This window comes from Paenibacillus sp. DCT19 (assembly GCF_003268635.1).
Lineage (GTDB): Bacteria > Bacillota > Bacilli > Paenibacillales > Paenibacillaceae > Paenibacillus.
The window spans coordinates 965822-978846 of sequence record NZ_CP029639.1; the positions used below are offsets into that span (position 1 = coordinate 965822).

General features: G+C 43.3%; 12 protein-coding genes and 1 pseudogene. 7 read left to right on the forward strand and 6 right to left on the reverse strand.

Translation table 11 applies throughout. The annotated features are described in order from the left end of the window. Positions 1–49: 49 nt before the first annotated feature. Positions 50–652: a hypothetical protein gene (locus DMB88_RS04275; protein ID WP_128100336.1), complete on the reverse strand. Its 603-nt coding sequence runs from the start codon at positions 650–652 to the stop codon at positions 50–52. Between the two features lie 377 nt (positions 653–1029). Between DMB88_RS04275 and DMB88_RS04280 the strand changes: the two genes are divergently transcribed. Continuing rightward, the gene (locus DMB88_RS04280; protein ID WP_128100337.1) at positions 1030–2202 is read left to right on the forward strand and encodes a DUF4317 domain-containing protein; all 1173 of its coding nucleotides are present in this window, start codon (positions 1030–1032) and stop codon (positions 2200–2202) included. A 109-nt stretch (positions 2203–2311) separates the two neighbouring features. Here DMB88_RS04280 and DMB88_RS04285 read toward each other — a convergent pair whose 3' ends face one another. Together DMB88_RS04285 and DMB88_RS04290 are read right to left on the reverse strand one after the other, a co-directional pair. Next, a complete protein-coding gene (locus DMB88_RS04285; RefSeq protein ID WP_128100338.1) occupies positions 2312–3304 on the reverse strand; it encodes a DUF4003 family protein in 993 nt (330 codons plus the stop codon). Positions 3305–3357: 53 nt separating this feature from the next. Continuing rightward, on the reverse strand, positions 3358–4299 hold the full coding sequence (locus DMB88_RS04290) for an AraC family transcriptional regulator (RefSeq protein WP_128100339.1): 942 nt from the start codon (positions 4297–4299) through the stop codon (positions 3358–3360). A 169-nt stretch (positions 4300–4468) separates the two neighbouring features. Between DMB88_RS04290 and DMB88_RS04295 the strand changes: the two genes are divergently transcribed. From DMB88_RS04295 to DMB88_RS04305, 3 genes are all read left to right on the forward strand, one after another. Further along, positions 4469–5488, forward strand: a complete 1020-nt coding sequence (locus DMB88_RS04295) for a glycoside hydrolase family 88/105 protein (protein ID WP_128104306.1) — start codon at positions 4469–4471, stop codon at positions 5486–5488. 13 nt (positions 5489–5501) lie between these two features. Beyond that, on the forward strand, positions 5502–7676 hold the full coding sequence (gnpA, locus tag DMB88_RS04300; protein WP_128100340.1) for a 1,3-beta-galactosyl-N-acetylhexosamine phosphorylase: 2175 nt from the start codon (positions 5502–5504) through the stop codon (positions 7674–7676). A gap of 295 nt (positions 7677–7971) precedes the next feature. Then, the gene (locus DMB88_RS04305; protein ID WP_056692804.1) at positions 7972–8190 is read left to right on the forward strand and encodes a hypothetical protein; all 219 of its coding nucleotides are present in this window, start codon (positions 7972–7974) and stop codon (positions 8188–8190) included. Positions 8191–8341: 151 nt separating this feature from the next. Here DMB88_RS04305 and DMB88_RS04310 read toward each other — a convergent pair whose 3' ends face one another. Beyond that, entirely contained in the window at positions 8342–8665 is a 324-nt protein-coding gene (locus DMB88_RS04310) for a hypothetical protein (protein WP_128100341.1), read from the reverse strand. A gap of 121 nt (positions 8666–8786) precedes the next feature. Further along, positions 8787–9716 carry an alpha/beta hydrolase fold domain-containing protein gene (locus DMB88_RS04315; protein ID WP_128100342.1) on the reverse strand — a complete coding sequence of 310 codons (930 nt, stop codon included), beginning with the start codon at positions 9714–9716 and terminating at the stop codon, positions 8787–8789. 216 nt (positions 9717–9932) lie between these two features. On the opposite strand from DMB88_RS04315, the gene DMB88_RS04320 reads away from it, so the two are divergent. From DMB88_RS04320 to DMB88_RS04330, 3 genes and pseudogenes are all read left to right on the forward strand, one after another. Beyond that, entirely contained in the window at positions 9933–10547 is a 615-nt protein-coding gene (locus DMB88_RS04320; RefSeq protein WP_128100343.1) for a hypothetical protein, read from the forward strand. 32 nt (positions 10548–10579) lie between these two features. Then, positions 10580–10783, forward strand: a pseudogene (locus tag DMB88_RS31925) (cold-shock protein); the annotation flags it as partial. Positions 10784–11475: 692 nt separating this feature from the next. Further along, entirely contained in the window at positions 11476–12465 is a 990-nt protein-coding gene (locus DMB88_RS04330; protein ID WP_128100345.1) for a phosphotransferase, read from the forward strand. A gap of 104 nt (positions 12466–12569) precedes the next feature. Here the strand turns inward: DMB88_RS04330 and DMB88_RS04335 are convergent, their stop codons facing one another. After that, positions 12570–12938, reverse strand: coding sequence for a DUF6713 family protein (locus tag DMB88_RS04335; protein WP_128100346.1), 369 nt, complete (start codon positions 12936–12938; stop codon positions 12570–12572). Positions 12939–13025: the final 87 nt, after the last annotated feature.

Below are 13025 nucleotides of genomic sequence, written 5' to 3' on the forward strand. Positions count from 1 at the left end.
ATAGGCTGATCTATTTGTGGTTACATGAGTTTATCTTCACTTGAAGGAACTAGTTACCACTATTAATGGCTTTGTAGAGGAGTTCTTCGTAAGCCTTCACACTATCGCTATCTACGGTTTCTACCCCTGTAAACACATTCTTAGTGTTGTGATAGAAGGCAAGAGCGAAGTCTCTTACGACAGAAACATCGTGATGTTCTAATACAATGGCTTGAAATAAATTGTTTAACATGTATTCTGCATTCGAGCCGTCTTTGAGATATTGAAAATTAATAAACTCCTGAAGGACATGGTACTTAAACTCTTCGAGTTCATCTGTTGTAGGCTTGTACTCCCGTGCAAGCTTTTCGGTAGCTTCCGCTTTGGCTGTAGGTGAAAGGTCGCTCTCAGCCAATTCATTTACTTTTGATCTCCAATCTACCGATGCTTGTTCTGTTTGCTCAGTCTGTTCCGGCTGTTCGACGGCACTGGTCGTAGATACTTCCTCTTTTGCCACATCCGTATTTTCTGCTTCAGTTGCTGTTGCGCTTTCTATACCTTCTGTACTTTCAGTACTTGCTGGTGCAGTCTCTCCTGCCTTTGTTGTTGCATTGCACGCACTCAACACGGAAACTACAATAAAAGCTGATAAAACGAGTACTAATTTCTTCACAATATTTCCTCCATTGGTATGTAATCTTAATAAGTCTACCAGATGATATGTGAAGTTTCTACGTTCATTGGGTTCATTACAAGATGTGTAGGCATAAAAAAAGGATCATTTACGCCGATGCGGATGTTCATATCATTTGGTGATAATAAGGTGAAATACCACAGATTGATTCTCATTCATCCGCTTCATTATATGATATAATTTTTCACTGAGCGTGCAAAAATGGAGAGCAAGCACAGTTATATATAGCTACTTCATACCTGCGCCCCGATCGCAATCTAGCATAGGTGGAAGACTTCATAGGCAGCATTCATGTCTAGCATATGGGAGCTGCGGATAGATAAAATTATTTTATTATAGGAGTTGTCTAACGGAACATGAATAAAAAAGAAGTCGCGCATATACGCAAACAATTCAAATTGGATCACGATCTACTGAATATTTACGATATTCTTAACGTCTATATTACGAAGGAAACGAATGAGGTCTACCATTGGGAGCGCCACCCGTTTGAGCTCGTGGATCGAGAGAAGCAAGAGCTATACATGGGGAATTTCAAAAAACTACTAACCGGCGAACTGGATCAGAAATTGTTCGAGCTGAAGTTTCAAGAACAGGCAGAGGAGCCTGCACAGGTGATGCTGCACCAAGCACTCGTAACAGGTGATCCGGACGAATGGTCAGACCTGATGTTGCTGCTTGTGGATCGTATGCTGGCTGATGCGAAGTATGAGCGGGACATGGTAGTTACGTTTGTTAAGGGGCAATACTACTTGCCAACGCAGGCCAGAAACGAAGCAACGGAAGAGAGTGAGAAGAACGAAGTGTTTGCTCATCCCTTCATTCTGTGCAGCGTAAATTCAACGGAAAAACAAAAGAAGACAATGTTGTTTGACTATGTGGAACGGGAGTTTAAGTATAATGTCATTGTTGATCCGATTATCAAATTGAGCACGCCAGAGCAGGGGTTCCTGTATCCGAGCGTGACAGATAATTATTCTGACGTAAATCGTGTTCTATACTGTACCGGGAAATCCAATTTTCCAGATCCACACTTTGTAGAACAGGTGTTGAATGGCGATCGGTCTGTGACAGCACTGGAGGAACGAGCCATCTTTGAAGATATCGTGAAAGAGATCACGGGGGAACAAATGGATGCGTCTACCCTTGCTCATGTATATGAGGAGATTAACCGAGTGATTGAAGTGAGTGAAGAGTCACACGAGGAAGAGCCGCCGAAGCTTGATTACAAGGATGTGGAGCGTGTACTCACCGCGAGCGGTGTAGAGGATCTGACAGAGGAGAAAGTAGAGCGGGCATTCGAGACAATTGTGGATAACAAGAACTATGAGTTGAAGGCCAATAGTGTCATGCCGAAATACACTTCCAAATCGATCAAAATTGATACCAAAGTTGCCACGATCTCGGTCAGCCCACAGGATTTAAAATATGTGAGACAAGTCAACTATCAGGGCAAACGCTGCATTATGATTGAGGTTGATGAGGATGCCGTTATTGAAGGATTTACACTTACTACAGAGACGCTATAAAAAGATAATCATATGAAATTTCCATGGGATTAATCCAACATCTCAAACACAGCAAAGAGCCCATGCCTAAGCGATATCGCTAAGGCATTGGGCTTTTTTACGTTTCGTATCAACTGCTGCTAGATGATGATGCAGCTGCGGCCGCAGATGCCGCGGCGGCAGCCATTGCTGCCTGCTGTGCTATGAGCATGTTCACGATGCTGGTCGATAAACTTGTGGTCAGCACGCCCTTTTGCAAATTCTCAACATGACTCGTGGCAACGAGCGCCGAAGAATGAAGCAATAGCTCTTGTTTGGTAACTGACCAAGAACCGAAACCTTTTTGCTGGCGCAGTCCTTCGAAGGTTTGGGTAACCTCTTCGACAATCGTACTTGTTTCAACAGGCAGTAGGGAGAGTACACCCAGTGTAGGCAGCGTTTGTGCTCTGTCCATTCGTAAGCCGCTTGTGCGGAATGTGTCGTTTAATTCAAGTAATCGAGTTCTAGTCTGCATAGAATCCTCTCCTAAGGTTAGCACTTGAGTTAATGTCTGCAAGCCATTTCCAACGGAGAATTCCCGTCGAAGCTCCGTGTAGAGTTCCTCCATGCGTTCAACAGCAGGATCAGGCTCAAGTGAGGACAATGCAAGCATTGAAGCAAATATGTAATCATCCTTACCTGTCAGGAAAGAATGCTCCTTCTTCATTAGATCATAGAACACTTTTGCTCGTTGTACCGTGTCTTGGAATGTTTCCTTAGGCGCATGTGCAGCAATCTGGTATGCAGCGATCACGAGGTAATCCGAGGCGTAAAATTTATGCTCCTTCATTACGTCATACAGCATCAGGCTGTCAGCCAGCAAGCGCTCTCGATCTGGCGAAAGGGAGAGTAGGGTAGCGAGCAGGATAGACGTATTTCCTCTGAAGGTAGAGAATAATCCGGTATTTTCCCTAATTCGCTCATAGTTCTGTTTGATATCTTCCGTATCAACGGTTTTATTTTCGGATGCGTACAATAAGGCTGCCAGACGATGGATCATCACATTTTGCCATTTAAACGCTTTTTTCATCAAGTGAGTGTTGGATACGAATAATTCAATTCTAGCTGCGTGCTGCTCTAACATAAATCATCCTCCTGCTAAGTTTGTATGAGTTCAGTTATGAGATATCTATCATTTTATACCCAGCCTGTAAATTCCAGAATAGAGGCTTTGGCGGACTGTGCTTCAGACTGTGCGGCTTTTCGCCAGGCTTTAGGTGATTCTCCCATCAGTTTGGCGAAGCAGCGGTTAAAGCTTGAGATGGATCGAAAGCCGACTTGCTCAGAGATAGATAGAATGGATGCTTCCGTGCTCTTCAGTCGTTTGCATGCCTCTTCAATGCGAGTGCTATTCAGAAATTCCAGCGGTGTAGTACCCATAAGCTCGTGAAACTTACGGCGAAAATGTGTGGTGCTCAGATGGCATAGATCGGCGAGGTAATCGACGCTTACAGGCATCATATAATTTTTGGTGATAAACTCCAGTACCGGTGAAATGACCAACTCCCCTTGAAGGTCAGGCTCCTGCTCCTGTTCAGACCAGCTCTCGTTGCTCGCGTGAATTCGAAGCAGCTCGATATATAGAGACATTAACAAGCCATATGCGCTCTCCTGGTAATAGGGGGACTGCTGCTTGATTTCTTCCACGATGGATGTTGCGAGTGTGTAGATCTTCGGATGCTGTTCTTTATTCAAAATGCAGTTTGTTCCTTGTATCGCCCATAGGTTAGGTTCGATGTGGCTTTGGGCTGTTTTTAGTGAGTGACGGAAGAGCTCTTCTGGAGAAAAAAAGATATACGCCCACAAGCTCGCGGTATTAGGTGAACTGTAAGTAGTGTGCGGAAGATAGCGGGGAATAAACGTGATGTCCCCTGCCCGAAAAGGTACAGATTCACCCTTAATCTCCATAATGCCTCCATCGGAATAACAGATGCCAATCTCCATGTGGTTATGAAAATGAAGGTGTTCACTCTTGATGTCTGATATTTTCCAGCGATCCCCGCTGAGCAGCAAGACAGGAAAATCAATAGGCAGGCTGTAATGTCGGTATTCAATGACGGGTTTCTTTTTTTTGGGCATATTCGATGCTCCCATTCATAAATGATTGAAATTGCGCAGTTTTGTTGCGAATATGCTTAGATTGAGACTATTTTACTGCGTACAATGGAATAAGTAAAGCGTTTACAAAAATGGACGGACACCTCTCAGAACGCACTTGGGGGCGTGTGCGCAGGAGAGGGGTATGACAATGCTTCAAGTGAAATATGACAGAGAAGAGATTCTTAAAGTTATTGATACCGTTACCAAGAAAACACTAGATATGGATTTGACGTGGGATTGGCCCTGCGGTGTAGCCTATTACGGTGTGTCTAGAGCCTACCAGACGACAGGCAACCAAGAGATTCTGGACAGGCTTGTGAAGTGGGCAGATGAATATATTGAGCTGGGTCTACCGAGCTGGACAGTAAATACATGTGCGATGGGGCATATGTTGATTACGTTATATGAAGAAACTGGGGATCAGAAATACTGGGATATTGCAATGAGCAAGGTGGATTATCTGCAGAATCATGCGCTTCGTTTTGGAGACAATGTGCTTCAACATACGGTATCTGTTGCCAATGATTTTCCAGAACAGGCATGGGCGGATACTTTGTTTATGGCAGCCTTTTTCCTGCTTCGTGTAGGTAGCAAGCTGAAGGATGAAGCGATGATTCAAGATGCCTTGAATCAGTACTACTGGCATATCAAATACCTTCAAGATCCAAGCACGGGTCTGTGGTATCACGGCTACAATAACGTGAACAAGGATCACATGTCCGGATTCTATTGGGGAAGAGCGAATGCGTGGGGAGCATATACGATGTCCCAGGTTAAACCTCAATTAAAAGATTGGTACTTATACCCGCAGTGTATGGATGTGGAGTGTTCACTTCGCGATCAACTGGCAGCGCTGAAGCTGCTTCAGACAGAGAACGGCCTGTGGCGGACGGTTTTGGATGATGTTGATTCATATGAGGAAGTATCTGCTTCCAGCGGAATCGCGGCAGCGATGATTAATAACGGCAATCCGCTTCATACGAAGTATGTGCAGAAGGCGCTGGAAGGTATTTTGCAAAATATTAGTGAAGACGGTCGTGTCCTAGGCGTATCCGGTGGCACTGCAGTAATGAAAGACCGGGATGGGTATCGTAATATTCCTAAAGACTGGATTCAGGGCTGGGGTCAAGGGCTCACACTCGCTTTTCTGTCCGACATGTTGAGATAGGGAGGGAATTAAGTTGTCCAAAACAACGAAAGGCTCTTTTACATTACCGGGCGAATCCGGTTATGAGGCGCTCACGCTGGAACTTGCTGAGCGCTGGGGTGCCGATGTCATTCGTGACAGTGATGGTACGAAGTTGTCTGATGAGATCATTAATGCCGGGTACGGTATCTACTCGACCATTTGCATTATTCGGGATCACAACGAGTGGGCATCTCGTAATCTAGATAAGCTGCAACAGTGTTTTTTAATTACGAATCCAAAGGTGGCTGTCCAAAATTATATTTCCATCTACCTGATGGAGGACTTTTTTGCTGAACAGTTCAAGGTCAATGACTCCAAAGAGGCCTTTAAGTATTGGCAGGTGTATGACCGAACGACGGGTGAGGAAGTGCCAAGAGAGCAGTGGAACTATGAGCGGGAGTCTGGGAATGTTGTTCTAACGGGCATTGTTCCTTGGCATAAATATACCGTTAGTTTCTTGGCTTATCGGATCTGGGAAGAGATCTCCATGTATAATCACACCACCAATCATTGGGACAAAGAGCATCTCATGCAGATTGACCCGATCTATACAGAGACGCAAACCTACCTTCTGGATTGGATGGAAAAGTGGTGTGTCCAGCATCCGGAAACAACGGTTGTGCGATTTACGTCCCTGTTCTATAACTTTGCCTGGATCTGGGGTAGTGATGAGCGTAATCGCCATTTGTTCTCAGACTGGGGTTCATACGATTTTACCGTAAGCTCCAGAGCGCTGGATCTGTTTGCCCAGAAGTACGGGTATTCCTTGACGGCAGAGGACTTTGTGAACGGCGGGAAATATCGGGTTAGCCACGTTCCAGCAGAGCAACGCAAATTAGACTGGATGGCATTCATTAATGATTTTGTCATTGAGTTCGGGAAGCAGCTAATAGACATTGTGCACAGGCATGACAAGTTAGCCTATGTATTTTTCGATGATAGCTGGGTAGGGATGGAACCCTACAACGATCGTTTTGAAGAGTTTGGATTCGATGGCATGATCAAATGTGTATTCTCCGGTTATGAGGCGCGGATGTGCTCCGAGGTCAAGGTGGATACGCATGAGATACGATTGCATCCATACCTGTTTCCAGTGGGATTAGGTGGACTGCCTACATTTAAAGAAGGCGGAGACCCTACACTGGACGCGAAAAAATATTGGATTAACATCCGGCGTGCGCTGTTAAGAGAGTCGATTGATCGAATCGGACTGGGAGGATACTTACATCTGGTCGAGCCTTATCCTGACTTTGTGGCGTATATTGAGAAGATTGCCGATGAATTCAGAGAGATGAAAGAGCTGCATCAGGCTGGCAAGCCTTATCAATTGAAGACTAAGGTAGCTATTCTGCATAGCTGGGGCAAATTAAGATCATGGACGTTGTCTGGGCATTTCCACGAAACGTATATGCATGATTTGATTCATATCAATGAGGCGTTGTCCGGATTGCCGGTTGATGTGCAGTTTATTAATTTTGAGGATATCCGTCAGGGAGCCCTTGAACATTGTGATGTCTTGATTAATGCAGGATCAGCGGGCTATGCCTGGAGTGGTGGAGAACACTGGAATGACCACACCTGTGTGGAGCTTCTGACTCAATGGGTGTATGAAGGGGGAACCTTCATTGGTGTGAATCAGCCTTCGGCGGTTCCGGGCTATGATCACTTTTTCAGAATGGCGCATGTGCTAGGCGTCGATGAGGATACCGGCGCGAGAGTGGTTCATGGCAAATGGTCGTACACCGTGAAGGATGAGCATCAATTAGTTCCTGAGGGAGCGACTATAAAAGGTAAACATAACATTTATCTTACCGATGGATCAGCAACCGTGGTCAAGGATCAAGACGGCGACATTACGCTATCTACGCATGATTTTGGCAAAGGAAAAGGAATTTATCTGCCTTCATTCGAATTCACCTGGGCAAACACAAGATTATTGCTGAACTTAATTCGTTTAGCAGGTCATGAGCCGAGTGAGCCAAAATACATTTCAGATAATTGGTATACGGAGTGCGCCTATTATCCAGAAAGTAAAATACTAGTTGTGATCAACAATAGTGATCAAGCACAATCCACGACGATTGATACGGAGTATGGGCAACAAACGTTCACACTCGAGCCGTATGATACGGTGATCACGAATATTGGTGTAATGAAGTCCGTATAGAGATGGTTGTGTCTTAAGATTGCGGTAAAATCCTATTAAAAAAGCTCAAGCGACTGACGAGATTCGTCGGAAGCTTGAGCTTTTTGTCTGGGATAGATGAAATAAACGAAGTTAATGTCCTTTCGTCCGTTTTATATCATTCAGAAAACCTTTATTTCCGACTGGATTGATAAGCAAAATGCGTATTATACAATTAATTGATAGGAAATGCAATAGGAAAAAGATTGCTTTTCGTCGAATGATCGTTTATTCTAAAAAAAGGAAGTCTATTACATTTTAAGAGGAGGTATGGCTGATGGAAAACATGATGATGATGAACATGATGATGAATATGTGCATGGAAGAAATGATGTGCAAAATGAAGTCCATGAAAATGATGATGGAATGTATGGAAGACAAGAGCATGATGGAAGGCATGGATATGAACAAAATGATGTCCTGCATGCAAGAATGCGATGAAATGATGACCACGATGATGGGCATGATGAGCAACATGAAAAAAGCATCCATGTAATCATAAGTAATTATGGATCAATGATTAATCTGTAAAGCTGGCGGGCTTTACAATATTGCAGAACAGACGACTGTATGCAACCATAAAACCATAATAGCCTTATCATCGGGCGGGTTAAGCAGACAAACTGCAGACCGGCTTTTTTTCTTGTTTATTGATGTTGAAGGATTTTACGTGAAATATCAATCCGCATCAGTTTTAATTTGTACCATTGCTCCTGTAAAGACTCCGTCTGATAGCCCTCGGAAGCAACTCTCAGCTTGCTAAAAATCTCTATCAATTGTTTATTGATTCGATCATAGCTGGCAAGCAGCTCACGAAGCATGATGTCTTTCCGTTCTTCCTCTAGCAATACGTCCTTCTGATCACGGAGCTTCCCCAGAATATGTTCAGCCCATACCGAATCACCGATTCTACGGGCATAATTATATAAATCCAAATAATCGTTAACCCAAGCTTGTGTCCAAGAACTCATGGCGTTGTTCACTCCAGTCAGCTACGCTTTTCTATATACCGAGTATTATACCCGGAATAATATAATTTACAAGGGCTGAACTGATTTTTCTTGATAAAATATAACTATAACGCGATGGAGATCATCCTTGACGTCTAATGATATCAATGATTTTGCGCTGAGCATCTTTGGCTTCAGGTATCGGATATAGTACGAAGACATGATTCATTTTGGGATATACAAAGGTACTGTGCTCAATGCCTTGGTCTGTAAGCATTTTATCAAGCTTCATGTTATCGGGAAATAGACCTTCATGGGTTCCAATAAAGATACTAATCTTGCTGAGCCCTTCAAAATCACCGTAGATCGGGCTGATGAGTGGATCGTCTAAAGGTTTATCGGCTGCCCAAATCCGTCGAATCACATCATATCCTTCCAAGGCCAGCATCGGATCTCTGGTTTCGTAATCGAAGATGACCGGGTTGTCCAGTACCATATCAACGCATGGCGATAACAAAATGATATCTTTGGGTTGTGGTAGAGAATTCATCTTGATGTAATGAGCGAAGCTAAGTGAAATATTGCCTCCTGCTGAATCTCCCATGATGGTGAGTTGAGAGGTGGTTTTTACGGATTTAATCATTTCTCGGTACAGATTTAAGAGCCTCGGATACGTATGCTGATAATTAAAATGAGGTACTTTGGGATAGATTGGAGCGATCACTTTGGCATTCAGCGCTTGTGCCAAGCGATCCATAAATCGCCAGTGAAAGGATAAAGGCTGATGGGTATGCGCACCTCCATGGATATAGAGAATAACGTTTTGGTTAGTGGAATGCTGATCATTCAAGGTGAATACCTGCATACCTTCAAAAGAGCTTTCGATTATGGTAGACGTTAGTTTAACCTTCCCTAGCTGATAGGGTTTGGTATTCTGCTGACCCATGTGCTCAAGATGTTTCATCGTGTTTTCCCGTGAGGATAGATTTTTCTTGGTATCTAATAAGCCGATGTATTTCTCAAAGAGATAGCTCATGACAGAGCGTTTGTTAGGATATATATTTACACTCATTGGTATGCCGCCTTTCATGGTTGAAAATTAATATATCTAGAGTATAAAGGTTGAAGTATACTTCAAGGTCAAGGCTGGGAAAGCGGGTTGCCTATGTATGTTAGTGTGAATCTCACGGTACTGACATGTTATAATTTAGGAGGTGTACGACTGAAAGCAGTGTGTTCTTTTGAAAATTTCATAAATCTTAATAATATCGGTACTGGAGTGATCTTAATGAAAATTAAGGTAGATTTAACTCGCGAGAAATTTGATGATATCAACGGAGTAGATTTCTATGATGGCAAGACGCTGTTTTTTGATATCCCGACGACACTGCCCAAGGATCTGGAGATAATGGTGTGGGGCGCGAGCTTGATGCCAGAGTTCGACTGGTCTTCATATGTAAACCTTGCGAAGGACACACGCCTTAGAGAAATTATAGATAGAAGTAAGAGTATAGCCGTACAAATTCAGGGTTTTGGCAAGCTGAGATTGGAAGGGTTAGTAGGCGGAAATATTGAGGTATCCCCTTTAGATATGACGGTGAAGGAAGATTATACGTATTTTAGAGATCGGCAGGGACAAATCTTGTCTTTCCGAAGAGAATGGGGCATGGAATCTGTAGACTCAGCGTGTTATGAATATGGTTTTGATTCAAAAGTGGCATTTCCATTCGGTCATTGTGATCTGAACTTGTACGCGAAAGGCAATGTGGTGTTCGAATTTGATACAGATGATTGTGTGCACTACCATGACTATGTATTGAACCCCAATAGGGATGAGACGTATTTCGGTTTTGTGAAGCGCCAAGAGCTGGCATCCAATACATTCAAGGATTTTAAAATATAAGGTGGATTGCACATGATGAAATAATAAGGAGGATGCCAGTGGGGAAGTTCAACGGTAAGGTGAAAATGTTTAACAAAACCAAAGGGTATGGCTTTATCTCAGGTAATCATGGCCATAGAGATATAAATGTACATTTTAGCAACATCCAGGCAGAAGGATACAGGACATTAATAGAAGGTCAGAGCGTTGAATATGATATAGAAGAGACACCGCGCGGCTTAACCGCGATCCAAGTTCGGGTTCTGGAGCGAAATCAAGCGATTGAGCATGACACCGAGGACAAGCTGTATTGGTGCCGGGCAGGGGAGATTGAAGAAGAGGCATTTGTCCGTGAGATTGTTCCCCGTATCCATCGTAATCTTATCGTTCATCCAGACAAAAAGATTCGCAAAACGATGATAGATTTACTGAACATAGATCAAGGAACACTAGCCGATCTCAAAACGCAAAAGACACCCTTTTTCTCGGCAGGTCGTTATGGATATGATCCCCAATACACGGTGACCTTTAATCACAAGGATTATGATCATTATAAAAGATTGTATCCGACAGCCACCATATACTTCTGGGTGCACTGGGGACAGCTTCAATATAAAGCGTACACGGTAGAACCGCTGTATGGCGTTTGGGAAGTACCCTTTACATATCTTCAAGAGCGGATCGAAGCTAACGAAGTAGCATTACACCAATATAAACATCGAATTAATGACACGAAGAATGCCACGGAAAGCTATTTATTTAATCTAAATGAGTTTCATAGACTACTCTAATCCAGATCGGATTATACATAAAAACTGGTAATTCAATGTTAACTATAATATGTTATACATAAGTTGGGCTGAGAGGCTCAACTTGCAATATTTTGGTATCGCTTTCATTACTGGCTGAATCAGAGTTGTTATTCATTTAACTTAAAGGAGAATAGTACATGTATACCCAACCGAAAGCTTTGCGATCTGTACTAGATGGTAGGTATCTAGAATTCGTTATGAGTGAGCAGTATGACATCGGAAATTGGCAAGAATGCGTGTACTGGCTAAGAGGTCTAAATGATACGTACCGCGTAAAGACGTCAAAAGGACTGTATATTCTTCGTGTGTACCGCACTGAAATTAAGGAAGAAGAGGTGCAGTATGAACTATCCGTGATCTCTCAATTAAAAGAGAAGCTGAACTCTTCCGGCCATGCAGATGTCGGAGAGTATATTGCGAAGAAAGATCATAGTACATATACCGTTCTTGATGCCCCGGAAGGTACACGGATTGCCGTGATGTTCCGCTATATTGATGGAGTAGAGAACAATCTTGAGGATGAGGCATCCTGTTATGTATTTGGTCAATCTGCGGCACAGCTGCATGAGGCGCTGGATCTCGTCATTGTTGATCAGCCGCGTTATGAATTGGATACATCGTTTCTTATTGATCAACCACTAGAGCGGATTATCCGTTATATTGGTGAAACACATGAAGCGACTGCCTTCCTCCAGACGTTCGCGAGTGTGTTGAAAGAACGCATTAACATTGCGTCCCAACATGGATTGGATACCGGCTTATGCCATGGAGACATGCATGGAAATAATAATGCGTTTCAGCAGGGGCAGGTATTTACCCATTATGATTTTGAGTGGGTGGCTAAGGGGTGGCGTGCTTATGATCTGGCTCAGGTGAAGGCGCGCAAGCGGCAATCGGGAGAGAAGAAAGATGTGTTATGGCAGGCGCTTCTGTCCGGCTATCGTTCTATTCGGAACTTTTCTTCCGAGGACGAACAGGCCGTTGATCTCTTTATTATGGTTCGACGCTTCTGGATCATGGGTCTGGACGTGGCCTTTATTGATAATGATATGGGTGCACTGGATTATGGCGAGGATTGGCTAAATGATTTTGTAGAGGAGTTCCGGGGTATGGGAATTGTGGGGTAACGTGTTGTTTCTAGTAGACGGTTCGGAATAGCGAACGGGTAGAAGAGGAGAAAGAACATTTCTTTCTCCGTTGCCCCACTTTTTACAACATTTGAATCTATCATTTACTGAAGTGCTAACCATATCAAGTGAATGGATGCGCCCAGTCCCATGAAGTAGATAATGGATCTGGAGAAACTATTTTTGAATTCATTGCGCGGATGCTTTTCGAAGAAGAAGTGTAACACGGTATGTATGATGAAAAAGATATCCAGTACCCAGAAGGTAATGCTCTGATATGAACTAAATAGAAGCCCAAGGATGATCGTGTACATCGGCAGGTGAATCCAAGTGAAATACTTATAGGCTTTATCGTCTTCCATATCTTTTAATACGATAAATAGTCTCCATTCGGATCGCCTAATGGCATCCATTTCATGTAGAAGAAATAGGGAGAGATTGAATAAAAATAAGATCAATAACAGATCGGGCATGCGAAACCTCCCTTCAAACAGAATGAACATCGGATATACATACGAGCGTTAAATTGCATTAGTTCCAAGAATGCGTTGTGGCAGATC